The organism is Brachybacterium sp. SW0106-09, from assembly GCF_001293905.1.
GTDB lineage: Bacteria > Actinomycetota > Actinomycetes > Actinomycetales > Dermabacteraceae > Brachybacterium > Brachybacterium conglomeratum.
This window is the reverse complement of record NZ_BCAK01000017.1, coordinates 44,587-69,615: the sequence shown is the minus strand read 5'-3', so window position 1 is coordinate 69,615 and position 25,029 is coordinate 44,587. Positions and strand designations below refer to the sequence as shown.

Genomic DNA, 25,029 nt, shown 5'->3' with positions numbered 1-25,029 from the left:
GGCTACTGGTACGAGACGAACCAGGGGCGCGGCTCGAGGGCGAAGGTCTCCTCCGGGGTGAACATCGGGGTGTCCTCGTCGTGGAAGTTCTTCCACGCCATGAAGATCCCGCCCGGCAGGTCCTGCTGGAGCGCGTTCCAGGTGGCGAGCTTGTCCTCCGGGGTGCCGTGCCCGTCGGCGTGCAGGGTGATCGCGAGCTCCGGGCGGGAGGTGTCCACGTCCTGCCGGTCCGAGATCATCGAGAGGTTGAACTGGTGCAGGATCAGCACCTTCTGCGGCAGGCCGTGCTCCGCCGTGAGATCCGCGAGCCAGGTGGAGACCTCGTTGATCTCCGCGGCGGTGACCGAGCCGATCTGCTCGAGATGCTTCTGCCCGGGCTCGAGCCGCCACTCGGCATCCAGCGCCAGGCCGACGTGCGGGGCGGTCAGCAGCTCCTCGTAGAGCTTCGCCTGGGTGAGGAAGTCGGTGGTGCCCGGCTGCAGGTCCAGCACCACGTACACCCCGGCCTCGCCCGCCGCGTCGACCCACTCCTGCAGGCCCTCGACGCCGAGCTCGGAGGAGTAGTCCCCGTCGCCGCCCGGCTCCGAGGAGGCGATGGTCGTGATGATCTCGAGGGCGGGGACGGCCGGCTCCTCGGCGAGCCCGTCGTACTCGGCGGCCATCTCCTGCACCCGCTCGAGGGTCTGCTCGAGGTCCTGCTCGCCGAGGATCCCGAGCGAGGGCACGGCGGGGGAGCCGTAGGCCGCGATCATGCGCCGTCCGGGGAAGGCGGTGAGGCCGCCGCCGGGCAGCTCGGTCGTGGTCGCGGCCCGTCCCATCGCCTCCACCAGCGCCGAGGCGTCCCCGAAGGAGTCGCCGAGCGCGAGCACGCCCACCGAGGCGTCCTCTCCGGCCGCCTCCTTCGCCGCGGCGACGCTCTCGCTGCTGCGGCCGACGTCCCCGCCGGGCGTCTCGACGACGGTGCCGCCCGCGGCGGTGACCACGGCGCTCGCGAGCGCCTGCGCGGGCGAGGCCGCCTCCGGGTCGATCAGCAGCGTCACGGCGGCGGTCGCCTCCCCGGCGGAGACCTTCGGGAGGTCGGGGTTCTCGGCGGAGAGGTCGATCTCGACGACCTCCCGACCGTCCCCGAGATCGCCGGGATCGACGCCCGCCGGGACGACGAGGGTGCCGGCGCCGAGCCGCTCGATCTCATCGGCGACCGCCTGGTCGATGCCCGCCAGCACCGGGGCGGGGAAGCCCTCGAGCCTCGGCAGCAGCGCCTCGAGCGAGGCCTCGTCGGCGAGGACGGCGACGTCCGAGGAGGTGAACAGCGCCGCGCTCAGGGCGGCGGACGCCGCAGGGAGATCGTCGCCCGGCAGCACCGTGGTCTCGGGGGGCTCGGTGCGCTCGACGGAGAGATCGCCCCCGGTGCAGGCCGCGAGGCCGCCCGCGAGCGCGAGCACCGTCGCGCCCGCGAACGTTCGCCGGGTGATGATCGCCGGTCGTCGGTCTCGTGCTGTCACGGCCGTGACCTCCTCTGCGATGTGGGCGAATGCCGGCGATCGGGCCGGCCCGAGCCCGGGCCGGTGCGTTCGCATGTGCCCATGCTGTCAGAGCCGCGGAGCGGCCGATGGCACGGAGAGCCCCGTGTCGGATCTCCCCGGCTGGTCGTCGTTCCTCGCTGCGGACCCGATGCGGTCGGCACGCGCTTGCCCGACCGAGATGCTCCGTGGTCTAGTCATTTAAGACGGAAAGCGGTTGCCGCCGCAGGGGTTGCGAGTGCGGCCCAAGGACCTCGAAGGAGAGCAGCCGCATGGCAGAACGCAGGATCGGCATCATCGTCAACGGCGCGACCGGGCGCATGGGCTACCGCCAGCACCTGGTCCGCTCCCTCCTCGCCATCCGCGATCAGGGCGGCGTCGAGATCGCCGACGGAGACCGGCTGGTGCCGGACCTGCTCCTCGTCGGCCGCAACGAGGAGAAGCTGCGCACGATCGCCGAGCGCCACGACCTGAAGAACTGGACCACCGACGTCGACGAGGCGCTCGCGAATTCACCTCGACTCTGTGCGCGCTGAGCCCCAGCATCGAGGTGCTGGTCGCGGCCCGCTTCGTGCAGGGCCTCGCCGGCGGCGTCGGCATCGTCATCGCCCAGGCCGCGGGGCGCGACATCTTCGACGGTCGCGAGCTGATCCGCTTCTACGGCCGCCTCGCGGTCGCTGGGCCCACCGCCGCGATCGTCGGCCCGATGATCGGCGGGCTGCTGAACACGTTCATGGACTGGCGCGGCCTGTTCGGATTCCTCGCCGTGGTGGGTCTCGCGCTGCTGCTCATGTCCGCGACGATGTTCACCGAGACGCTCCCGCCCGAGCGGCGCACCGCCGGCGGGCTGCGCCGCACCGGCGCCGCGCTGCGGGTGCTGGGCGCGGATCGGGTGTTCGTCGGCGCGGTCCTCTCCCAGGGCTTCGTCTACGCGGCGATCTTCTCCTATCTCGCCGGGTCCACCTTCGTGCTCCAGGAGATCTACGGCCTGTCCCCGCAGTGGTACGCGGCCGCGTTCGCCCTGAACTCCGCCGGAGGAGTGTTCTTCGGCTGGCTGGGCGGCCGCACCGCCGAGCGATGGAACGTCCACGGCGCGCTGTTCCTCGGTATCGCGCAGACCGGCACCGGTTGCCTCGGCCTGCTCCTGGCGGGACTGGCGCCGATGCCGCTCGCGGTGGTGATCGCCTCGCTGTTCCTGCTCGCCTCGGGGGCGCAGTTCTCGTCCCCCGCGGGCACCACGCTCGCGCTGTCCGAGTACCCGCAGATGGCGGGCACCGCAGGCTCGATCCTCGGCACCGCCCGTTTCGGCCTCGGCGGGCTCGCCGCCCCCTTCGTGGGGATCGCCGGCTCGCTGAGCATCCTGCCGCTGGGCGTGATCACCACCGGCGCCGCAGTGCTCGCCGCGGCCGGTGCCCTGCTGACGCTGCGCCGTCGCGCCCCCGAGTCCGTGGTGCACGCCGCGACGGCCTGACGCCCGCGGCGCACTGAGGCGGATCCTCCGCCGCGCGGGCCGGGGGAGCGGCGAGGGCGAGGCGATCGTCGGGCGTCCATCGCCCAGTGCGCCCGACGCGGGGCCCGGCGCTCAGCTCCGCTTCCAGTACGCCAGCGAGTGCACGCGCTCCTTCGGCAGTCCCGGCTCGCGACGCAGCGCCCCGGCGAGCCGGCGCGTCGGCACCCCCTCGAGGGCGACCATGACGCTCGTCCCCTCGGGCCTCACCTCACCCCCGAGGCGGTCATGTGTCGCCCGGTCAGCGAGGTGCGATCCCCGTCGATTCGCGCAGCGCCACGTCTCCGCGCACCCGCACCTCGCGCACCCCGTCGGCCGAAGGGTCCTCGCCGGAGCCGCTCGCGGCCTCCGCATCGTCCGCCGACCGGTGCGCGGGGGCGACGCCCTCGAGCACCCACGCCGCCGCCTGCGCGGCCATCTCCGACAGCGGCAGCGCGATCGTGGTCAGCGAGGGGTTCGCATCCGCCGCGGCGGTCACCCCGCCGAAGCCGGCGACCGCGACCTGGCCGGGCACGTCCAGGCCGCGGCGGCGCAGCTCGCCGAGCGCGCCGAGGGCCATCACGTCGGCCGGGGCGAACAGGCACAGCGGACCCTGCCCGGTGCCGCCGGCTCCCTCGAGATGCTCCTGGATGCGGGCGGCGAGCTCGAGCCCGCCGTCGCGGGTGAGGTCCGCGGCGATGCTCAGCTCGGGCTCGATCCCCGCCTCCGTCAGCGCGGCGATGAAGCCGCTGGTGCGGGAGCCGGCCGAGGGGATACCCGCGATGCCCTCGACCACGGCGAAGCGTCGATGGCCCTCGACGACCAGGGCGGTGGCGAGCTCGTGGGAGTCCGCGGCGTCGTCGGAGATGATCGTGCGGCCGACGCCCAGGGACTGGCCCAGGCCCACTACCTTCCCGCCGTTGCGCTCGAATCCCTGCAGCAGCGTGCTGATCGCGGTGTCGTCCTCGGTGCCGTAGCGGTGCGTGCCCACCAGCACGAGCGCGTCGACCTGCTGGGCGATCAGGGAGCGCAGCGCCCGCACCTCGGTGTCGATCCGGCGATCGGTCTGCATGAGCAGCACCTGGGACTGCGAGGCGAACAGCTGCTGCTGGATCTCGCCCGCGATGGTCGCGAAGTACGGATCGGCGAGGTCGTGCACGACCAGGCCGATCAGCCCCGAGCGGGAGCGGGCCAGGGCCTGGGCCTGGGCGTTGGGGACGTAGCCGAGCCGGTCCGCGGAGGCGCGCACCCGTTCGGCGACCTCCTTGCCGGGCACGCGGGCCGAGCCGTTGAGGACGCGGGAGGCGGTGGCGAGCGAGACGCCCGCATCCTGGGCGACGTCGCTGAGGCGCACGGCGGGCATCGGGGGCTCCTTCGTGGTGAGGCGGTCCTCCCGTCGGTGACCGTCCGGGCGGTGCGCACCGGAGCGGTCCGACGGGTCCGACGGGTGGGTCCGGCAGGGCTGCCGGGGAGGGCCGACGAGAGGGTGGGAAACGCTGTCCCGGGAGGGCCAGCATAACGAGGCGATCACGGCCACGAGGCCGGCACGGCAGGTCGGGGAACGTGATCCCGGTCGGGATGCGGGTCAGGCCATGGAGTCCCGGCGGGTCCCGTCCACGGGATAGCGCGGCGGCTCCCCGGCGGCGAGCCGCCGCAGCTCCCCGAGCGCGGCCTCGCCCATGCGGTGCAGCTCGTTGCCCTGGGAGCCGGCGAGGTGCGGGGTGAGCTGCGCGAGCTCCGCCTCCCACAGCGGGTCGTCGTCGGCGAGGTCGTCGTGCACGTCGAGGACCGCGCTGAGCCGTCCCGAGAGCACCTCGTCCCGCAGCGCGTCGATGTCCACCAGTGCGGGCCGGGCGGTGTTGAGGAAGGTGGTGCCGTCGCGCATCAGGCCGAGCAGCTCGCGGGTGACCATGCCCTTCGTCGAGGGCACGTCCGGGGCGTGCAGGCTCACCACGTCGCTGCGGGCGTAGAGCTCCTCCGGCTCGACCTTCCTCGCGCCGAGCTCCGCGATCCGCTCGGCGCTCGCGAAGGGGTCGGTGACCAGCACCTCGAGGTCGAAGCGGCGCAGGTGCTCGGCCACCAGCGTCCCGATCCGGGAGGCGCCGATCAGGCCGACGACCCCGCCGTGGTTCCCGATCCCGGGATCGGCCGCCGTGGCCGGGCCGACGGTGCGCTCGCGCCGGTAGCGTGCCTGCTGGGCGAGGGTCCGCTTCCCGGCGAGCAGGATCTGCGCGAGCGCGTACTCTGCGACCGGGACGGCGTTCGCCTCGGTCGCGGAGGTCACCACGATGTCGCCCCTGTCCCACACGGCGTCGGTGACGACGAAGCGGACGGTGCCGGCGGTGTGCACGATCGCGCGCAGGCGCGGCATCCGCGCGAGCGCCGCGGCGTCGACGGCGGGGGAGCCCCAGCCGGTGACCAGCACCTCCACCTCGGCGAGCTCCTCGCCCGGCGCGGCGGCGAGGTCCGGGACGGTGCGGGAGACGTCGATGCCGGTGATCTCCGCGAGCCGCTCCCGCTGGGCGGGGGAGAACATCCTGTCCTGCAGGCCCTCGGGCATCGCCAGCAGCGTCCTCATCGGGCGAGCTCCTCGCCGGCGGTGATCAGGGTGCGCAGGGTGTCCGCCTCGCGGGGCAGCAGCGCGGGGTCGTCGCCCGGCACGAACTCCAGCAGCGCATCGCGGTCCACACCGTTCGCGGCGAGGATCGCGAAGGCCGGCTCCCACAGGTCCGAGCGCTCGGCGAGCGGCAGGCGCTCGTGGCCCGGCCACCAGGAGAAGACGTGGATCGTGGAGGTGCGGGGCAGCGCCCGGCGCAGCGTGTCCAGCGCCGGCTCGACGGGCATGTCCTGGTGGGGCTGCCAGTAGGTGAGCACGTTCGTCCGTCCCACTTCGTCCAGCAGGCGCTGGATCGAGCCGATCTCGTCGGTGAGGGTGCCGCCGTGGAACTCGAGCCCGACCTCCAGCCCGTGGGCGGCGACGCGGTCGGCGAGCTCCCGGATCCGGCCGACGGTGACGGCGCGGTCCTCGGCGGAGGTCTCCGCCGAGCCGGTGCGGGTCGCCCACACCCGGATCCGCGGGGCGCCGAGCGCGCGGGCCGCGGCGATCACCGCCCCGCCCGCGGCGTGCACCTCCTCGTCGGAGCCGACGAAGGTGAGGTACGAGCCGTAGGAGGTGACCGCGAGGCCCGCCTCCTCGGTGACGGTGCGGGCGTGGGTGGCTGCGTCGAGGTCGCCCGGCGGGACGTGTGCGTCCCCGGCCCACTCGATGCCCTCGAGTCCGGCGGAGGCGGCGTGGCGCACCACCTCCTCGACCGGCAGGGAGCGGAAGGTGACGGAGCACAGGCCCGGGCGGATCATGACGATCCCTCCGATCTCGACGAGACGGGAAAGCGGTTGCGCTCAGGCTATCGCAGGTCCGGCGACGGCCGCCCGGGTCAGCCCTCGCGCTGTGCCCGCTCGGCCTCCTCCTGGCGCCAGACCTTCTCCTTGGCGATGTACTCGTTGTCCTCCGAGACGAGCTCCGCGATCTCCTCGTCGCCGTGGATCCGGCGCACTTCGAGCTTCATGCCGGGCCCCAGCGGGCAGCGCTCGGCCCACTGCCGCGCCTCGTCGCGGGAGGGCACGTTCAGGATCCAGAAGCCGTTGAACAGCGACTCCGTCGGACCGTAGGGCTCCTCGGAGAGGGCGGGCGGGGTGGAGGAGAAGTCGAGCACGAAGTTCTCCTCCGCGCCCGCGTCGGTGAGTCCCTCGCCGCCGGCGAGCACTCCCGCGTCGTGCATCGCCTCGTTGTAGGCGCCCATCCGGTCGACGACCTCCTCGAAGTCCACCTCGGCGCTCGCGCCGAGGGCGGCATCGGTCGCGCGCATGATCAGCATGTACTTCATCGGGGCTCCTCCCGTGGGGTCCGCGGCGATCCGTGGGCCGTCTGCGCTCAGCGTAGGGCCGCCTCGATCTGGGCACGCGGCGAACGGGCGGATCAGGTCAGCCGAAGCACGTCGCCTGACCGTCAGCGAGACGCAGACCGGCCCGGGGCCGTGACGGTCCCGGGCCGGTCGAGGTGCCGTGCCGGATCAGCGGCGGGGCAGCAGGTCGTCCATCGGTACGAAGTCGGCGAACTCGGGGTCCAGGGCGGGGCGTGCGGGGGCGGCGTCGGCCGACGCGTCCTCGACGGCCTGCGTTTCGGCGGAGCCGTCGGCCGCAGCGCCGTCGGCCACGAACCCGGCGGCCGGGAGCGCCGTCCCGCGACGGGCCCGCAGCATGGTGGCGAGCTCGGTCGCCGCACGGCGCACCCGCGCCGCGAGGGGATGCTCATCGGCTCGCCCCTCAGTGTCCGCGCCGAAGTCCGCCGAGGCCGCGAACACGGGGGTCGGCACGAGATCCGCCTTCAGGTAGCCGAACATCGGGCGGACCGCGTAGTCGATCGCGAGGGAGTGGCGGGCGGTGCCGGCGGTCGCGCCGAGCAGCACCGTCTTGTCCTTCCACAGCTCGATGTCCAGCGCGTCGAAGAACGTCTTGAACAGCCCGGCCGGTCCCGCGTTGAAGATCGGGGTGATCGCGATGACGGCGTCCGCCGCGCGGACCTGCTCGATCACCATCGAGAGGCGCTCGCTGGGGAAGCGGGTCAGCAGCGCATCGGTGAGGTCGTGGGCGTACTCGCGCAGCTCGATGGTGGTCACCTCGACCGCGGTGCCGTCGGCCCCGAGCGCGGCCGACGCCTCACGGGTCAGCTGGTCGGCGAGCATGCGCGTGGAGCTCGGAGTGGACAGCCCTGCGGACAGGGCGAGCAGGCGGATCGTGTCGGTCATGAGGAGTCCTCTCGAGGAGCGGTGTGCGGCGGCGGAGCGGGGCGCAGCGGAGCGGGGTGCAGCGGGGCGGGGTGCAGCGGGGCGGGAGCTTCTGCGCCCGAGAGGACCGATGGCCGGTCGGGCATCGGTCCTCGGGGTATCAAGAGCTGCGTGGACGGCGGCCGGGGTCGATCACGGGTATCGACGGGCCCGGACGGCCGCGCCCGGTCAGCGGCGGGCGTCCTCGGCGCGCAGGCCGGTCCAGTTGTCGCCGGTCTCGAACTTGTAGCTGTCGTCGAAGGCGCCTCGCTCGGCCTCGGCGGCGGCGACCCGGCCCGCGTGGGTGGGCGCCTCGGGGACGTCGGCGGGCTTGCGGGCCTCGAGCTCGCGGCGCAGCGCCGGGACGACCTCGGTGCCCAGCAGCTCGATCTGCTCCAGGACCGTCTTCTGCGGCAGGCCCGCGTGGTCCATGAGGAACATCTGGCGCTGGTAGTCGCCGACGTGGTCGGCCATGGTCAGGTAGCGCTCCACGACTTGCTCGGGCGAGCCGACGGTCAGCGGGGTCTGCGCGGTGAAGTCCTCCATCGAGGGCCCGCCGCCGTAAACGGGGGCGTTGTCGAAGTAGGGGCGGAACTCGTTCCACGCGTCCTGGGAGTTCTTGCGCATGAACGCCTGGCCCCCGAGGCCCACATAGGCCTGGTGCGCCTTGCCGTGGCCGTAGTGCTCGTAGCGCTCGCGGTACAGCTGCACCATCTGCTCGGTGTGGCTCATGGGCCAGAAGATGTTGTTGTGCAGGAAGCCGTCGCCGTAGTACGCGGCCTGCTCGGCGATCTGCGGGGAGCGGATCGAGCCGTGCCACACGAAGGGCGCGACCCCGTCGAGCGGACGCGGGGTGGAGGTGAACTGCTGCAGCGGGGTGCGGAACTGGCCCTCCCAGTTCACGACGTCCTCGGTCCACAGTCGGCGCAGCAGGTCGTAGTTCTCGATCGCGATCTCGATGCCCTTGCGGATGTCCTGCCCGAACCAGGGGTAGACCGGACCGGTGTTGCCGCGGCCCATCACCAGGTCCACGCGGCCGCCGGTGAGGTGCTGCAGCATCGCGTAGTCCTCGGCGATCTTTACCGGGTCGTTGGTGGTGATCAGCGTGGTCGCGGTGGAGAGGATGATCCTCTCCGTCTGCGCGCCGAGGTAGGCGAGGGTGGTGGTGGGGGAGGAGGTCACGAAGGGCGGGTTGTGGTGCTCGCCGATCGCGAACACGTCCAGGCCCACCTGCTCGGCGAGCCTGCCCATCTCGACCATGTTCTGCAGGCGCTCGTTCTCGGTGGGCACCTTCCCGGTCATGGGATCGGGCGTGATGTCGGCGATGGTGAAGATTCCGAACTGCATGGCAGGCTCCTTGAGGTGCGTCGCGGGCATCCGGGAGGGCAGTGGCGAGGTCCCGCCCGGACCCGCCGAGAAGATGCTGCAACTTTAAACTATCTCGGAGGGGGTGGCAACCCCGACGTGACCCCGGTCGCCCTCGCCGGCCGCATCGCCGCCGAGTCCGAGCCCTCTTCTGTGCCGACCCCGAGTCCGCTCCGTCCCGAACGACGTCGAGCCCTCGCCCGCGGTCGAGACGTAGATTTCCGTCCGTATGGAGCGTCATAGGGGCGGAAACCTACGTCTCGGCGAGTGCGTGGGCGCGTGGGTGCGTGGCTGCGAGGGATCGGGAGTGAGCGCGCCCGCGATCTGCGCATTCGCGCCCGTCGGCCGACGGGCAGGTGCGAGGATGGCGAGCCATGACCTCCACGAGCATCGAGACCCTGCTGGACGCGACCCGACTGGCCGCCCTCGAGACCACCGAGGGAGGGAGGATCGTGGCGAAGGTGTCCGGCCTCGATCAGAAGGGCACCTCCTATCGCGGCTCCCTCGTCGAGATCGACGGGGACCGCCTGGTCCCGCTCACCCGCGGCAGCGCCTCCGTCGGCGCCGTGGCGCTCGCCGAGGACGGCGCCACCTTCTTCACCGCGAAGCGCGTGGGCGAGGACGGCGAGGAGTCCGAGGACGCGCAGCTCTGGGCGCTGCCCGCCCGCGGCGAGGCGCGCGAGCTCGCGAACCGTCCCGGCGGATTCGGCGGCCTCGTCGTCGCCGGACGTCACCTGGTCACCGAGCTCGAGGTCCACTCCCAGGCGGCCGACGAGGCCGAGCACGCGAAGCTCACCGCGACGCGGAAGAAGGCCAAGGTCAGCGCCGCCTTCCATGCCGGCTTCCCGACCCGGTACTGGGACCACGACCTCGGCCCCACCCGCCCGGTGCTCGCGATCGCCGCCCTGCCCGAGGACCTCGCCGCCGCCGAGCGCACCGCCGCGCCCTCGGCCGACGGGGCCGACGCGGACGAGGATGGCCCCACCCAGGTCCTCCACTTCCGCCACGTCACCATGCCGCCCGGACGCCTCGAGGGCTGGACCGTCGACCGCAGCGGCGAGCAGGCCCTCGTCGCCATGGCCGACTCCCGCGACGACCGCCTCGCCGTCACCGACCTCTACCTCCTCGACCTCGTCGGCGCCCAGCCGCCGCGACTGCTGTGCGAGGGCACGAACGAGGTCGAGTACGGCCCCGCCGAGTTCAGCCCCTCCGGCGACCGGGTCCTCATCGGCCGCCACCGCCACTGGACGCAGACCGCCTCGCTCCGCGCGGAGGTCGAGCTGCTCGACCTCGCCACCGGAGAGTCCGCCCCCGTCTGGCCGGAGCTCGACCACTGGGTCGACCCCGTCTGGCTGGACGAGAACACCCTGGTCGCCGCCTCCGACGACACCGGTCGCGGTGCCGTCTGGATCGGCGACGTCATCGACGCCGCGCCGCGCCGCCTCGCCGGCGGCCCCGGCCAGGACCTCGCCTTCTCCGACCTCTCCATCGCCGGCGGCGAGATCATCGCCTCCGCCTCCGGGATCGCCGTCGCCCCGCATCCGGTGCGGATCGACCGCAGCAGCGGCGCCGTCGAGGAGCTGCCGAACCCGGCCGACGCGCTCGCCCAGCCGGGCACGCTCACCGAGGTCACCGCCGCCGCGGAGGACGGCACGGAGCTGCGGGCCTGGCTGCGCCTGCCCGACGGCGAGGGGCCGCACCCGCTGGTCGTGTTCGCCCACGGCGGTCCGTGGGGCTCGTGGAACGCCTGGACCTACCGCTGGAACCCCGGCCCCTTCGTCGACGCCGGCTACGCGGTGCTGCTGCCGGACCCCGCGATCTCCACCGGCTACGGCCAGTCCATGATCGACCGCGGCCAGCACGAGCTCGGCGGCGCCCCGTTCGCCGACATCATGTCGCTGACCGACCAGGCGATCGCGCGCGAGGACATCGACGAGGATCGCACCGCCTTCGCCGGCGGCTCCTACGGCGGGTACATGGCCAACTGGGTCGCCGGGCACACCGGGGACCGGTTCCGCTGCATCGTCACCCACGCCTCGCTGTGGGACACCGAGTCCATGGGCCGCACCACCGACAACGCCGCCTGGCACCGGCCGATGCTCGCCCAGAACGCGCGCTTCAACCCCCGCGACTTCGTGGGCGGGATCGTGACGCCGATGCTCGTCATCCACGGCGACAAGGACTACCGCGTCCCGATCGCGCAGGGCCACGCCCTCTGGCACGACCTCCACGAGTACTCGGCCACCCCGCGCGACGCGCAGGGCCGCAGCCGCCACCGCTACCTGTACTTCCCCGACGAGGGCCATTGGATCCAGGGCCGCGGCAACGCGCAGGTCTGGTACGAGACCTTCCTCGGCTTCCTCGACGAGCACGTGCGCGGGACGGAGTGGGAGCGGCCCGCGACCCTCGGTTGAGCGGGCGGCCCTGCACGCTTGACGCCGCTTCGAACACGTGTTCGACTATCGGGCATGCGGTGGAGTGGACAGGAGATCGGCCTGGGGTCGGAGCGGCAGACGGGCGCGCCCGCGCTGCTGGGCCTGTCGGGCCTGGTGCGCAGCGTGACCACGCCCGAGTTCCAGGGCGTCACCTTCCACGAGGTCACCGCGAAGTCCGCGCTGAACCGCGTGCCCGCCGCCAGCTCGATGCCCTTCGACTGGACGGTGAACCCGTATCGCGGCTGCTCCCACGCCTGCGTGTACTGCTTCGCGCGCAGCACCCACCGCTATCTCGACCTCGACGCGGGCGCGGACTTCGATCAGCAGGTGATCGTGAAGGTCAACGTCGCCGAGGTGCTGCGGGCCGAGCTCGCCCGTCGCTCCTGGAACGGGGACCTCGTCGCGCTCGGCACCAACACCGACCCCTACCAGCGGGCCGAGGGCCGCTACCGGCTCATGCCCGGGATCATCGACGCGCTCGCCGAGTCCGGCACGCCGCTGTCGATCCTCACCAAGGGCACGCTGCTGCGCCGTGACCTGCCGCAGCTCGAGCAGGCCGCCCGGCGCGTCCCCGTGGACATCTCGATGTCGATCGCGGTGTTCGACGACGAACTCCAGAAGGCCGTCGAGCCCGGCACCCCCACCACCGCGGCGCGGCTCGCGACCGTGCGCGCCGCGGCCGACGCCGGCTTCGCCGTCACCGTCTTCCTGATGCCGATCATGCCCTGGCTGACCGACGGGGACGCGCAGCTCGACGACGCCCTCGCCCGGATCGCCGAGGCGGGCGCCTCGCGCGTCGTGTTCGGGGCGCTGCATCTGCGGCCGGGGGCGAAGGAGTGGTTCCTCGAGTGGATCCAGCGCGAGCACCCGCACCTGGCCACCGGGTACCGCCGCTTCTACGGCAGCTCCTCCTACGCCCCGGCGAGCTACCGCGCCCAGCTGGCCCGGCGCCTGCGGCCCTTGCTGCGGCGCCACGGCCTGGACGCCCTGGAGGACGAGGACCAGCCGGAGCAGCGCCGCCTCGCCCGTGGAGCCGCACGCCGGCCCTCCTCGCCGCCGCCCGCCCTCGACCCGATGCCGCAGCCGGCGCTGTTCTGACGGAGGCGCCCGTCTCGGCGCGTCCCGGCGCCCCGTCCCGCTCCGCGCTCGGCCCCGGAGTCCCGGCCCGCCCTGCGCACGGCCACGGATCCCGCGCCGCAGCGGCGGCGCCGGCCGGCCGACTCAGACGGTGGCGTCGGGGTCAGGCGACGGCGTCGGGCGCCGCGGACCAGGTGTCGCAGCTGCGCAGCACGCCCTCGCTGTCCTTCCCCTGCCCCACCCACACCGCACGGGCCTCGGCGCTCGGCTCCCCGGCGGTCGCGGGCGCGGCCTGCGCGTCGACCGAGGTCACGAAGCCCTCCACCCGGCCCGCGGGACGGATCCCCTCGGGCATCCGGTAGACGGCCGCGGAGGCGATGCAGGAGACCTGCAGGGCGTAGCGGCGCTGCGACTCCTCGGCGCGCTCCGGCTCCTCGGCCAGGGAGATCAGCAGCGTCCCGAAGTAGTCGTCCAGCGAGACGGCGCTCATCGCGAACAGCGCATAGGAGTAGGAGAGGTGCCACATGTACAGCTGCGGCACCTCCTCCGCATCGGTGTTCGAGAAGCCGGGGTCCCAGGCCGCCGGCCAGTACAGGGTGTTGTCGGCCTGGCACACCACTGGCGTCGCCTCGGAGAAGCGCGCCGGATCGCAGGCCGAGTCCTCGGGCAGCGCATCGACGGTGTAGACGACGACGTCCGGGCCGGTGAAGTCGACGCCGACCGCGCCGAGCGCCTCGCCCCAGCTGGAGTCGAGGCAGTCGGCCCCGGCCTCGAGATAGCCGGCCAGCTCCTCCGGTGCGAGTGCGCCGCCGTCGGTCGGCGGCAGCTCGCAGCCGGTGGGGGCCTGCAGCGTCGCCTCCTGCAGCGGGTTCTCGGCGAGGACCTGCTCGAGATCGTCGGCGGTGCCGGTGGGCTCCTGCCCCTCCTCGAGCGGCTGCCAGACGCCGGGCTCGGCCTGGCCGGAGCTGCTCGAGGACTCCGCGGCGGGGGTCGGCTCGGCATCGCGATCGCCGAGCCACACCGCGGTCAGGCCGCCGCCCACGCCCAGCAGCAGGAGCAGCGCGCAGCCGAAGGCGATCGCCGGCACCAGCAGTCCGCGCCGGCGCGGACCGGTCGCGTCGATCCCCGGCGGGGCGCCGGGCGGTGCGGGGGAGGAGGTCGACGGACTTCCGTCGGCCGGCTGCGCTCCCTGCGAGGGCGAGCCCTGCGGCTGCGCGGCGGGCGACGACGTGCCGGTCGATCGCGCGGCCGACGGAGAGGCGGCTGATAATCCGGTCGAGCGGGCCGGGGAGGCCGACGGCGTCCCGCCGAGAGATGCCGAGGGCGGCTCCGCCGGCGGAGCCGGGGACTGCGGCGCCGACGAGGTCGGGGATCGCCGTCCCGAGGTGGTCGACGCGGCAGGGTACTCGAAGCGGGGCCGCTGGTCGAAGCGCTGGATCGGACCGGTGTCAGGCAGAAAGGGCCTGCCGCCGGGAGAGGGGTCGAACAGTCCGCCTCCGGGACGGCGCACCACGGTGTCGTCGTCGGGCAGGTCCTCGCCGGAGCCGTCCGGCACGGTCTCCTCGGCGTCGCCCGGGCGGTGATCGGCCGGGGCCCGTTCCGAGGGCGTGCGTCGGACGGTGTCCTCGAGGTCGGGATCCGCCGGGGAGCCGTTAACGGCGTCTCCGCGCTGATCGCTCATCGTCCTCCTTCCCTCAGGGCCCGGCGGCCGGCGGCTCCTCCGCCGGAGGCCCGGCGCCGTGGCCGCGCCGTCCGGTCAGGAGACCGTCTCGGTCTCCGCCGTCCAGGTGTTGCACTTCGCGAGGTCGCCGCCCGACTCGAAGCCCGCCGAGATCCAGCGCGCCCGGTTCTCCGGCGTGATGTCGTTCGGCGGCTCCCCGGCCTCCCAGGCGTCGGGCGAGCCCAGCGCGTCCCGCAGCTCCTGGCTGGGCTGCGCGGCGCTGGGAACCTGCATCGACGCGGCCGAGGCCCAGCAGATCCACTGCAGCGAGTTGCGGCGCCAGGCGTCGTCGAACGCCTCCGGATCGGTGTCCTCGTACTGGTTGCGCAGCTCGCCCTGGTAGAACACCAGCGTGCTGTTCCAGCTGGCGGCGTTGGAGTACATATAGGCGAGGTCCCACAGGTAGGCGCCGGGGACGTGCGCCTCGTCCTCGAGGTCCGTCCCGGTGCCGTAGCCGAGCGGCCAGTAGATCGTGGCGTCGAGGTTGCACATCCGCGGGAAGTCCTCGGCGAAGGTGTCCGCCTCGCAGCTGGAGGACGAGGGGACGTCCGGCCAGGTGTAGACGACCACGTCGGGCGCGGTCCAGGGCAGCCCGCGGTCGGAGCTCGCGACCGACCACACCTGGTTCAGGCATCCCGAGGCCGCATCGAGCACTGCCTGGAGCTGCTCCTGCGAGGGCGAAATCGGGGTGGCGGGCAGGTCGCAGTTGCCCACGTCCGGGAGGCCGCCCTCGGTGAGGGGGTTGTCCTGCATGACGCCCAGGAGCTCCTCGGGCGTGGCCTCGGGGAACTCCCCGAGGCCCAGCACATGGAACTCCGAGTAGTCCGATGCCTCGGTCGTCGGCGTCTCCTCCTCGGTGGAGGTGGCCTCGGAATCGCTGGGCTCGATCGACTCCGACGTCGTCGTGGGATCGCCGGCGACGGGCTCCGGGCCCCCGCGGTTCAGTGCGAGGAAGGTGATCCCTCCGCCGACCACCAGGATCATCGCGAGGATGCAGCTCGCCGCGACGGCGAGCAGCGCCCACGGCCGCTTCCGCTGCGGTGCGGGAGGCTGCACGCCGGGGGCCTGTCCGTAGCCGGGGTCCTGGGGCGGCTGCGACGGAGGCTGCTGCCACTGCGGCGACTGCCACGGGCCCTGGGGTGCGCCGCCCTGCGGTCCGCCCTGCAATGGCCCGCCCTGGCCCTGTCCCGGCGGGCCGGCCCCGTCCCCCGGGCCGCCCCATCCTGCGTTCGACATCTGGTCCCCCTCGTCTCCGCCGCCGCACTGCCACCGCACTGCTGGTGTGCAGGATATCCGGGCATCTCGCCCGGGGACGAGCGTTCCATGCGCGGGGGAGAGGGCACCCCCTTCGGCGCCCCGGCGGCGCGGCCGCACCGGTCGGACATGTGGAAAGACCCCTACCCGGCGAGTGAACTCGCTGGTCAGGGGTCTTTCTCTGGCGGAGGATGGGGGATTTGAACCCCCGAGGGCGTTAACCCAACACGCGTTCCAGGCGTGCGCCATAGGCCGCTAGGCGAATCCTCCAGCGCTCGTGAAGAGCGATGATCAGAGTACCCGACAGCGCAGGCCTGCGCGAACCGAGCGGGCGCACGTCACACTCGGCCCGTGCTCGAGGTCGTCGCGGCCGTGTCGAGCCGGGGGAAGAGGTTCATCGCGGGGCAGGGGACGGCCCGGTGGAGTCCCGGAGGCGCAGGACGGGCTCGGCGATGCTGCGGGAGTCCGTGCGCCGGCCCTCGCGTCGCTCCTGCAGCATCCGCGCCGCGATCCGCCCCATCTCCTGCCGGGGCTGGTTCACGCTGGTCAGGTGCGGCCTGACGGTGAGCGCGACGGCGGAGGAGTCGTAGCCCACCACGCTGAGCCGCTCGGGCACCGCCACCCCGAGATCGGCGGCGCGGTGCAGTACCCGCACCGCGGCGATGTCGTTGGCGGCGAACACTGCGGTCGGGGCCTCCTCGGCGCCGCGCCGCAGCGCGCGGAGCAGCAGGTCGATGCCCTCGTCGGCCGAGTCCGGACCGATCACCGTGACCGCATCGGCGAGCCCGAGCCGCGCCGTCTCGGCGAGGAACCCGGTGCGCCGGGCGGCGGGACCCGGTCGCGAGGACAGGGTCACGTGGGCGAGGCGGCGATGACCGGCCGTGACGAGATGCCGCACCGCGAGCGCGGCGCCGGCGGTGTCGTCGGTGATCACCGCATCGGTGCCCGGCACCGGATCCTGCATCCGCCCGATCACCACCACCGGCACCGAGCGGGCCGCCCGCTCGAGCGCCTCCGGCGGCAGCCAGGTGGTCACCGCGATGACCCCGTCCACCTCGAGGTCCAGCAGGCGCTGCAGCTGCCGCTCCATGTGCGCCGTGTCCCGCCTGCCGTGGGCGATCACGACCCCCGCCCCGAGCGCCTCCGCCGTCGCCTCGATGCCCGCGATGACGTCGGTGTGGTACGGATTCCCGAGGTCCGTCGGGAGGACCCCGAACAGCGTCGTCGCCCGACTCCGCCGCCCGTAGCCGAGCCGCCGTGCGGCCTCCCGCACCCGCTCCCTGGTCGCCGGCGCGATGCCGGGCCGCTCGTTCAGCGCCATCGACGCGGCGGCAGAGGAGACCCCCGCCGCGCGCGCCACATCGGCCAGGCTCGGGCGCTTCCCAGGGGCGGTCACGAGACCGGTCTATCAGCTCCGAGCGCGGTCCTGACCGGCGGATCTGAAGGTTTTCAGTCCCGGACCCAAAGGCGTGCCGACGGGTTCACCCTCCGTTCACGGGGCGCGCCCCCATGCCGCCTAGCGTCGAGATCACCGGCCCCGCGCCGCCCCCGCTCCTCCCCGTCGAAGGACCTCTGTGATCACTGCGCCCCGCACTCTCGATCCCGCCGTCCCGGCCGTCCCGCTCCCCGCGGCGGGCGGGGTCCCGCAGTTGCCCGCCCCCGCGGCGCTGCTCCTGGACTTCGGCGGCGTGGTCGTCACGACCGTCTCCCGGGCGACCTGGTCGCAGGAGCTCGCCGAGGACGTCGTCGCCCGGGCCGCGACGCTCGGCGCCCGTCTCGACGCAGGTTCGGTCGCGGAGTCGCTGCGCGCCGGGCGATCCGCCCTCTCGATGTGGAAGAACGCCGCCTCCCGCCGCCTCGCCCCGCGCGAGCTGGCCCCGGCCGAGATCGTCGGCGACTTCCTCCTCGCCGATCTCCCGGACCCGGTGCGGCGCACCCTCGCCCTCGACGCCGGCGAGCTGCTCGCGACGATGGCGACCCTGGTCTCCGAGCACCACCAGCGCCCGGGCATCGACGAGCTGCTCGCCGAGTGCGCCGCGCGCAGGATCCCCCTCGGGATCGTCTCCAACGCCCACTCCGGTCGGGCCCACCGCGCGATCCTCGCCGACCTGGGGCTGGACCGCTTCTTCGGCGTGCAGGTGTACTCCGACGAGGTCGGGATCCGCAAGCCGCACCCGGGCATGATCCGCCTGGCCGCGGAGGGGCTCGGCGTCGCCCTCCCGCAGGCCTGGTACGTCGGCGACACCCTCGACCGGGACGTGGTCGCCGCGCGCCGTGCCGGGGTCGGCGCCGTGGTGATCACCCGCGACCGACGCACCGACACCCCGCCGTTCCGCATCGCCGAGGCTCCCGATCTCGTGCTCGAGACCCCGGAGGGGCTGATCGCCCCGCTGCGCGCCGCGCTCGATTCCGCGGCGTCCGGGCGCGGCGCGGCCGGCGGGCCGACGACGGCGACCGCGCCGGGCACGGAGCCGCCCGCCGGCGACCCGTCGGCCGCAGCGCTGTCGTCGGCCGCCTCGGCCGGTGCCGCACCCGTCCCCTCGCGCCGCGGCCGTCCCGCCGTGCTCCTGGACCACGGCGGCGTGATCACGCTGTCCACCCCGAACCCCGCCCGGGACGAGGAGGTCGGCGCGCTGATCGTCGCCCTCTCCGAGCGCATCGGCCACCCGATCGACCTCGAGACCGCCGCCCGGGCCGTCGCCGAGGGGTGGGAACGGCACCGCGCCCGCAAGCGCGCCCGCGACACCTCCGCCGACCCTGCGCACCGCCACGACGAGATCGATCCGGCCGTGCTCTGGGGCGACCTCGTGGGGGAAGGCCTGCCCGAGCCGCTGCGCGCCGCGCTGCGCCTGGACGGCGCGCAGTTCTCCCTCGCCCTGCACCGGGCGAAGTCCGTGCCCGCGCCGCGACCCGGGGCGCTCGAGCTGATCCGCTGGTGCCGCGAGCAGGGGATCGTCGTCGGCATCGTCTCCAACACGATCTCCGGCCGCGGGGTGCGGGAGATCCTCGCCCGCTACGGCGTGCTCGCCGACCTCGGCCCCTCCGCGTACTCCGACGAGATCGGGGTGCGCAAGCCCGGCCGGGAGATCTTCGAGGCCGCGCTCGGCGGGCTCGACGCCGACCCCGCCGACGTGCTCTACGTCGGCGACAAGTCCGTCAACGACGGCCGCGGCGGGAAGGACGCCGGCATCGGCACCGTCTGCCTGCTGCGCGGCGGCAAGGACTCCGACGAGGAGCTCGCGCAGGCGCTCGCGGGCGGCTTCGCCGACCACGTCCTCGACTCCCCGGACGCGCTCATCGCCCTTCTCGTCGAGCGCGTGCGCGAGGCCGCGCGCCCGTCCGTCGCGGCGGGTGCGCACCCCGCCCCCTGATCCCGGCGTCCCCGCGGCGTCGTCGTCCCCCGTCCCCTCGCCGACCGTCCCTGCGACCCGCTCCCTTGGCCGCAGTCCGTCCCGTCCGCCGGCCCTCACCGCCCCCGCACGCCCCGAACCTCTCGAAGGAGCCTCCCGTGACCACCCAGAACCCTCCCCGTCCTGCCGAGGACGAGCGCCGCGGTGCCCTCCGCGGCACCATCGACGGGGTGCGCAGCGTCCAGCTGTCCACCTCGCAGAAGCTGATGATCTTCGTGCTGTCGATGTCGCTGTTCGGCCTGTCGAACATCATCCTGGAGATCATCCCGGACCCCTCGATCGGCCCCGTCGACATCTCCGTGTCCTACATGGTGTTCGTGCCCCTGACGATCGCGGCGCTGTTCTCCCCGTTCTGGGCCGCGCTCGGCGCACCGCTCGGCGAGATCGTGTTCACCGACCTGCTGATGGGTGACTTCTCCGGCCTCGCCGAGGTCGAGGGCTTCCTGCAGATGTTCCTCGCCGTGTTCCTCGCCGGCTCCCTGATCCGCAACCCGCGCTCCCGGGGCCAGATCGCGGTCGGCGCGATCGTGCTGGTGCTCGTGGACAAGATCCTCTCCGCGATCGTGGACCTCTCCAAGGTCTGGATCGGCGTAGAGGACGCGGAGTTCGTCGAGGGCCTGCCCGAGTCGATGCTGGCGCTGGAGCTGCTCGGCCTCGGCGTGGACGTGCTGATGTCGGGGATCCTGCTCGGCGCGATCCCCGCGATGTGGCTGATCCCGGCCCTGCACGGGAAGATCGAGCCGCTGATGGGCATGCGTCCCCGGGTCCCCGGCGAGCCGATCCCGGGCCAGGCCCGCCTCTCCGGCACCTTCGTCGGCTTCGCGGTGCTGCTCGGCGTGGCGAGCTTCGGCTTCGCCTTCCTCGAGGCCTTCGACATCTCCGCCGGCGCCTTCGAGCCCGACTTCATCGACCGGTTCGGCGACTGGTTCGTCCTCGTCTCCGTGCTCGCGATCGCCGTGGTCCTGGGGATCGCGATCCTGCTCTTCCGCCGGGCGCAGGCCTCGCGCGGGACCGCCGACCGCGCCTGAGCGGCGACCCCCGACCTCGGAGACCCTGATGCAGACCGTTCCCCTGACCACCGCACCTTCCCCGGCACCCGCCGGCGACAGGCGAGCGGACCCCGTGATCTGCGTGAAGGACCTGTCCTTCCGGTACCCGGGCACCGACCGAGACACCCTGCGCAACGTCGACCTCACCATCGAACGGGGCGATTTCGTGGCGGTGGTCGGGGGCAACGGCTCCGCCAAGACCACCCTGTGCAAGACCTTCAACGGCCTCGTCCCGCACTACTGGAGCGGCGACTTCGCCGGGTCCGTGCACGTGGACGGGGTCGACACCTGGGACTCGTCCGTCGCGGAGCTCTCCAGCCGTGTCGGCTACGTCTACCAGGACTTCCAGAACCAGCTGGTGCGTCCGACGGTCCGCGATGAGGTCGCCTTCGGGCCCCTGAACTTCGGTCACGCTGACTACCGCGAGCGCACCGACGAGGCCCTCCGGCACCTGGGCATCGCCCACCTGCGCGACCAGTTCGTCTGGCAGCTCTCCGGCGGCCAGTCCCATCTCGTGGCCCTCGCCGCGGTGCTCGCCCTGCGCCCCGAGGTGATCGTGGTCGACGAGCCGGTCGCCGAGCTCGATCCGGCCCGGGCGCGGGAGATCTACCTGCGCCTGCGCGAGCTCAACGAGCGCGACGGCATCACCGTGATCACCATCGAGCACCACGCCGAGTTCATCGCGGAGTTCGCTCGCTCCGTGGTGCTCATGGCCGACGGCGCGCCCGTCTGGCACCTGCCCGTGCAGGAGGCGATGGACCGCCACGCGGACCTCGCCGCCCACGGGGTCCCCGCCCCGGACGCGGTTGCGCTCTCGGCCGCGGCCGGTGCGCGGCCGGTCGCGCTCGACGTCCCCTCCGCCGCCGCGGCCCTGCGGCCCGTCGTGCGGGAACGGCCGACGGGGGAGCGACCGCCGGGCGAGCGGCCGACGGGGGCCGACGCCCCTGGCGGCGCCGACCCTGCGCCCGTCGTCGTCACCACCGGCCAGGCCGCCGGGGTCGACCCCGCGCCCGCCGCGCCCGTCGAGCCCGCCGAGCCCGCCGAGCCCGCCGAGGTCGTCGCGACGCTGCGCGGCGTCCGCCACGGCTACCGCTCCGTCGCAGGCGGGCTCTCCACCGTCCTCGACGACCTCGACCTGGACCTGCGCGCGGGGGAGCGCATCGCCCTGGTCGGCACCAACGGCGCCGGCAAGACCACGCTGATGAAGCTGCTGACCGGGCTGATCGTGCCCCGCGCCGGCACCGTCACGGTCGACGGGATCGACACCCGCACCCGCTCCGCCGCGAAGATGGCCGACCACGTCTCCTACCTCTACCAGCACCCGCAGCAGATGTTCCTCAAGGACACCGTGCGCGAGGACATCGCCCTGTTCCCCCGCGGACGGAAGGTGCCCGACGCCGAGGCGATCGTGGAGAGGATCATCCAGGAGGTGGGGCTCTCCGCCCTCGCGGACCGTGACGGACGCTCCCTCTCCGGCGGCCAGCAGCGCCGCGCGACGCTCGGCATCGGCCTGGCCATGCGGCCCTCGCTGCTGCTCCTGGACGAACCGACATCGAGCCTGGACATCCGCTCCCGCGACGACGTCACCGCGATGCTCGCCGCGCTCGCCGAGACCGTGCGCTGCGCCGTCGTCGCCACCCACGACATGGAGCTCGTCGCCACCTGGGCGAGCCGCGTCCTCGTGCTCGACCAGGGGAAGGTGCTCGCCGACGTCACCCCGCGCGAGCTCTTCTCCCGCCCCGAGCTCACCGCCCGCACCCGGCTGGTCCCGCCGCAGGCCGCCCGCATCGCGCTCGAGCTGGGACTGGACCCGCTGCCCCTGACCGCGGCCGAGCTGCGGGAGTGGCTGCCGAAGGAGGTGCGCTGATGGCGCGCAAGACTCATGACGTGCTCAGCGTCGACTGGATCCGGCTCGAGCTGCTGCGCACCGCGTACTCGACCCGCGGCGGGCTGTTCTCGAGGATGGATCCCCGGATCGTCCTGGCCTGGTACCTGCTGATGGCGATCGCGCCCTGGCTCACCCATGACACCGGCGTGCTGCTGGTTCTCTTCGCGCTCGGCGTCGTCTCCGTGGCCCTCGCCCGGGTGGGGCCGCTGGTGCTGGGGCTGTTCCTCATCGGCCTGCTCGGCAACGTGATCGGCCTGTTCGTGGCGTCGTTCCTGTTCGGCGGGAACCTCGACACGCTCGTCGCCCTCGCCGAGCTGAACCTCAAGCTCGGCGCCGTCTCCATGGCGTCGATGGCGGCCTTCGTGTCCCTGGACCCGGAGAAGCTCTCCGACGCGCTGCTGTGGTTCCGCGCCCCCGAGCTGCTCGCCTTCGGCGTCAGCTACGGCTACCGGATGCTGCCGATCCTGGTGGACGAGTACGTGACCGTCTTCGAGGGGCAGCGCCTGCGGCACGCGCCGGTGGAGAGGCCGGGCCTGCTGGGCTGGCGGGTGGTGCGGCAATGGTGCGTCCTCGCCGTCACCGCGTTCTACCCGATCATGCTCAACACGGCGAAGAACGTGCGCACGACGGTCGAGGCGCTCGAGACGCGCGGCTTCACCTACGGTGTCTCGAACCCCGCCGGACGTTCACTGAGGCTGGCCTACCTGCGCGCCTCGGCGCTGGACCTCGCCGTGCTGCTCGCGACCGCGGTGCTCCTCGTCGCCGCCTTCCCACTCGGCGCGCGGATCCCGTGGCTCGGGTGAGGGGCCGGGCCGTCGGCTGCGGCCCGGGGCGCCCTCGTGGAGCCGGGATGGTCAGGAGATGGCGCAGGGGCGACCAGTATGCCTATATAGGCATAGTGGTCGCCCCTGCGCCATCGGCCGACAGGTACGGCAGTCAGGTTCGGCCGACGGGACCGGCTGGCCGGAGCGGCCGACGGGTCCGGCCGACGGGAGGCCTGCGGCTGGAGTCAGTCCTCCTCGGGCGCCTCGGGGTGGCTGCGGAGGTTGACGACGGCGGCGACGAGGCCGCCCCAGACGGTGACGATCGCGACGATCATCATGACGATGGCGGGGACGGACATGATCCCTCCTGGGGAACGGGCCGGTGCTGGACCGGCGGCGAGTCGTGCGGGCCGGCGCGGCGCCGGCGGGAGACGGGTCGAGCGGGGTCGAGCGGTGGTGCGGGGAGGAGCCGAGTGCAGCTCGCCGGGGACGAGGTGCCGGGCGGATCGCCGCCCGGCACCTCGCACCTCAGAGTCCGGCGGAGCGCAGCTCGTGCGGCATGGTCGCCTCGGGCGTGGTCACCAGGCCCGTGCCGGAGACGACCTCGGGGGCGATCGGGTCGCCGTCGGAGTCGTCCTTGTACAGGTTGGAGCCGGCCGGCCACGGGATCAGCGAGAGGATCACCGCGACCACGACCAGGCCGATCGCCATCATCCAGCCGAACACGAAGTTGAACCAGCCCGGGTACCCGGAGTGGGTCTTGCCGCTCGTGACGAGCTCGATGGTGCCGCCGATCAGGGAGATGCCGAGCACGAGCGGGGCGATGATCGCCACGCACGCGTACCACCAGCGGCCGACGTGGAAGGAGCCGCGGAAGTTCAGGTGATCACGCAGCGTCGGCATGCCCCGCAGTACGAAGGCGACGATCAGCGAGGAGACCAGCGCCGCCGCGACGATGCCGTACTCGTTCGCCCACTTGTCCATCACGTCCAGCAGCGGCAGGCCCATGGTCGTGGAGAACAGGATCGTGGAGACCACCGCGATCGGCACGCAAACCAGCAGGGTCGAGGACACGCGGGCGAGGCCGAACTTGTCCTGGACCGCCGCGATCACGACCTCCACGATCGAGATCAGGGAGGTGAAGCCCGCCAGCACCAGCGAGCCGAAGAACAGCACGCCGATCAGCGCGCCGGCCGGGGCCTCGGAGATGATCGTGGGGAAGGCGATGAACGCCAGGCCCACACCGTCGGCGACGACCTCGTCGACCGCGACGCCCTGTGCCTGCGCCATGAAGCCCAGCGCCGAGAACACGCCGATGCCGCACAGGATCTCGAAGCTCGAGTTCGCGAAGCCCACCACCAGGCCGGAGCCGGTGAGGTCCGTCTTCTTCTTCAGGTACGAGGAATAGGTGAGCATGATGCCGAAGGCCACCGACAGCGAGAAGAAGATCTGCCCGTAGGCAGCGATCCACACTCCCGGCTTCGCGAGCGCGGCCCAGTTCGGTCGGAAGAAGGCGTCTAGGCCCTCGAGTGCGCCGGGCAGGAACAGCGAGCGCACCACCAGGATGATGAACATGACGATCAGCAGAGGGATGAAGATGATCGAGCTGGCGGCGATGCCCTTCTGCACGCCGAGCGCCATCACCACGATCACCGCGATCCACACCACCAGCATGGAGATCAGCACTGCGGGGACGTAGTCGAAGGAGACGGTCACGTCCGCGCCGCCGAGCGCCTGGGTGTACTCACCGAAGAAGCCGTCGGCCCCCTCCGGGTGGGAGTCCCAGCGCTGGTCGAGGGAGAAGATCGTGTAGTTCGTCGCCCACGCCAGGATCAGCGCGTAGTACAGCGCGATGATCAGGGCGATCAGCACCTGCCACCAGCCGATGAACTCGGTCCAGCGGCGGAAGCGGCGCCAGGCGGCGGGGGCGGAGCCGCGCCAGCGGTGCCCGATCGCGTAGTCGAGGAAGAGCAGCGGGATGCCCGCGGTCAGCAGCGCGACGAGATACGGCAGGATGAACGCGCCGCCGCCGTTCTCGTAGGCGACCGCGGGGAAGCGCCAGATGTTGCCGAGGCCGACGGCGGAGCCGATGGCCGCGAAGATGAAGGCGGTGCGGCCGCGGAACGCACCGCGATCGGCGCTCTGGGTGGCGGCGCCGGCGGACGGGGTTGGTGCACTCACGATGAGCCTCCGGGTGAGCTGCGCCGGTCACGGCGCGGGGGAGAGAGGTCGACGACG

Annotated in this window: 19 protein-coding genes, 1 tRNA gene and 1 pseudogene; 8 read left to right on the top strand and 13 right to left on the bottom strand. The window is 73.2% G+C overall.

The features are described from left to right. Positions 1 to 2 precede the first annotated feature (2 nt). A complete protein-coding gene (locus Y09_RS08995; protein ID WP_053917413.1) occupies positions 3 to 1,502 on the bottom strand; it encodes a hypothetical protein in 1,500 nt (499 codons plus the stop codon). Positions 1,503 to 1,792: 290 nt separating this feature from the next. Here Y09_RS08995 and Y09_RS16855 point away from each other — a divergent pair. Beyond that, positions 1,793 to 2,032: pseudogene (locus tag Y09_RS16855) on the top strand (gfo/Idh/MocA family oxidoreductase); the annotation flags it as partial. Between the two features lie 38 nt (positions 2,033 to 2,070). Beyond that, a complete protein-coding gene (locus Y09_RS08990; RefSeq protein WP_234695681.1) occupies positions 2,071 to 2,991 on the top strand; it encodes an MFS transporter in 921 nt (306 codons plus the stop codon). Between the two features lie 277 nt (positions 2,992 to 3,268). Here Y09_RS08990 and Y09_RS08985 read toward each other — a convergent pair whose 3' ends face one another. The 6 genes from Y09_RS08985 to Y09_RS08960 all read right to left on the bottom strand — a co-directional run bounded on the left by Y09_RS08985 (position 3,269) and on the right by Y09_RS08960 (position 9,176). Beyond that, a complete protein-coding gene (locus tag Y09_RS08985; protein ID WP_053917412.1) occupies positions 3,269 to 4,369 on the bottom strand; it encodes a LacI family DNA-binding transcriptional regulator in 1,101 nt (366 codons plus the stop codon). A gap of 222 nt (positions 4,370 to 4,591) precedes the next feature. Continuing rightward, positions 4,592 to 5,584, bottom strand: a complete 993-nt coding sequence (locus tag Y09_RS08980; protein ID WP_053917411.1) for a hydroxyacid dehydrogenase — start codon at positions 5,582 to 5,584, stop codon at positions 4,592 to 4,594. Further along, positions 5,581 to 6,363, bottom strand: coding sequence for a sugar phosphate isomerase/epimerase (locus tag Y09_RS08975; protein ID WP_053917410.1), 783 nt, complete (start codon positions 6,361 to 6,363; stop codon positions 5,581 to 5,583). The genes Y09_RS08980 and Y09_RS08975 overlap by 4 nt, the downstream gene beginning before the upstream one ends. Positions 6,364 to 6,440: 77 nt before the next feature. Next, positions 6,441 to 6,890, bottom strand: coding sequence for a YciI family protein (locus tag Y09_RS08970; RefSeq protein WP_053917409.1), 450 nt, complete (start codon positions 6,888 to 6,890; stop codon positions 6,441 to 6,443). Between the two features lie 186 nt (positions 6,891 to 7,076). Further along, positions 7,077 to 7,811: a CE1759 family FMN reductase gene (locus Y09_RS08965; protein ID WP_053917408.1), complete on the bottom strand. Its 735-nt coding sequence runs from the start codon at positions 7,809 to 7,811 to the stop codon at positions 7,077 to 7,079. A gap of 207 nt (positions 7,812 to 8,018) precedes the next feature. Further along, entirely contained in the window at positions 8,019 to 9,176 is a 1,158-nt protein-coding gene (locus Y09_RS08960) for an LLM class flavin-dependent oxidoreductase (protein ID WP_053917407.1), read from the bottom strand. Positions 9,177 to 9,568: 392 nt separating this feature from the next. Between Y09_RS08960 and Y09_RS08955 the strand changes: the two genes are divergently transcribed. Then, the gene (locus Y09_RS08955; protein WP_053917406.1) at positions 9,569 to 11,608 is read left to right on the top strand and encodes an alpha/beta fold hydrolase; all 2,040 of its coding nucleotides are present in this window, start codon (positions 9,569 to 9,571) and stop codon (positions 11,606 to 11,608) included. 54 nt (positions 11,609 to 11,662) lie between these two features. Beyond that, entirely contained in the window at positions 11,663 to 12,727 is a 1,065-nt protein-coding gene (locus Y09_RS08950; RefSeq protein WP_053917405.1) for an Rv2578c family radical SAM protein, read from the top strand. A 142-nt stretch (positions 12,728 to 12,869) separates the two neighbouring features. Here the strand turns inward: Y09_RS08950 and Y09_RS17860 are convergent, their stop codons facing one another. From Y09_RS17860 to Y09_RS08930, 4 genes are all read right to left on the bottom strand, one after another. Further along, positions 12,870 to 14,387: a hypothetical protein gene (locus Y09_RS17860; protein ID WP_234695680.1), complete on the bottom strand. Its 1,518-nt coding sequence runs from the start codon at positions 14,385 to 14,387 to the stop codon at positions 12,870 to 12,872. Between the two features lie 75 nt (positions 14,388 to 14,462). After that, positions 14,463 to 15,662 (bottom strand): hypothetical protein, encoded by a 1,200-nt coding sequence (locus Y09_RS08940; protein ID WP_234695679.1) that lies wholly within the window; start codon positions 15,660 to 15,662, stop codon positions 14,463 to 14,465. A 200-nt stretch (positions 15,663 to 15,862) separates the two neighbouring features. Beyond that, a tRNA-Ser gene (locus Y09_RS08935) sits at positions 15,863 to 15,950 on the bottom strand. A gap of 124 nt (positions 15,951 to 16,074) precedes the next feature. Further along, positions 16,075 to 17,076, bottom strand: coding sequence for a LacI family DNA-binding transcriptional regulator (locus tag Y09_RS08930; RefSeq protein ID WP_082358731.1), 1,002 nt, complete (start codon positions 17,074 to 17,076; stop codon positions 16,075 to 16,077). A gap of 178 nt (positions 17,077 to 17,254) precedes the next feature. Between Y09_RS08930 and Y09_RS08925 the strand changes: the two genes are divergently transcribed. From Y09_RS08925 to Y09_RS08910, 4 genes are all read left to right on the top strand, one after another. Continuing rightward, positions 17,255 to 19,051 carry an HAD family hydrolase gene (locus Y09_RS08925; RefSeq protein ID WP_053917403.1) on the top strand — a complete coding sequence of 599 codons (1,797 nt, stop codon included), beginning with the start codon at positions 17,255 to 17,257 and terminating at the stop codon, positions 19,049 to 19,051. A 137-nt stretch (positions 19,052 to 19,188) separates the two neighbouring features. Further along, positions 19,189 to 20,118 carry a hypothetical protein gene (locus Y09_RS08920; RefSeq protein WP_053917402.1) on the top strand — a complete coding sequence of 310 codons (930 nt, stop codon included), beginning with the start codon at positions 19,189 to 19,191 and terminating at the stop codon, positions 20,116 to 20,118. A 28-nt stretch (positions 20,119 to 20,146) separates the two neighbouring features. Then, positions 20,147 to 22,006, top strand: coding sequence for an ABC transporter ATP-binding protein (locus Y09_RS08915; protein ID WP_053917401.1), 1,860 nt, complete (start codon positions 20,147 to 20,149; stop codon positions 22,004 to 22,006). After that, positions 22,006 to 22,830 carry an energy-coupling factor transporter transmembrane protein EcfT gene (locus Y09_RS08910; protein ID WP_053917400.1) on the top strand — a complete coding sequence of 275 codons (825 nt, stop codon included), beginning with the start codon at positions 22,006 to 22,008 and terminating at the stop codon, positions 22,828 to 22,830. The genes Y09_RS08915 and Y09_RS08910 overlap by 1 nt, the downstream gene beginning before the upstream one ends. A 206-nt stretch (positions 22,831 to 23,036) precedes the next feature. Here the strand turns inward: Y09_RS08910 and Y09_RS16850 are convergent, their stop codons facing one another. Continuing rightward, positions 23,037 to 23,150 carry a methionine/alanine import family NSS transporter small subunit gene (locus tag Y09_RS16850; protein WP_082358729.1) on the bottom strand — a complete coding sequence of 38 codons (114 nt, stop codon included), beginning with the start codon at positions 23,148 to 23,150 and terminating at the stop codon, positions 23,037 to 23,039. 169 nt (positions 23,151 to 23,319) lie between these two features. Beyond that, positions 23,320 to 24,972: a sodium-dependent transporter gene (locus Y09_RS08905; RefSeq protein WP_053917399.1), complete on the bottom strand. Its 1,653-nt coding sequence runs from the start codon at positions 24,970 to 24,972 to the stop codon at positions 23,320 to 23,322. Between the last annotated feature and the right edge of the window lie 57 nt (positions 24,973 to 25,029).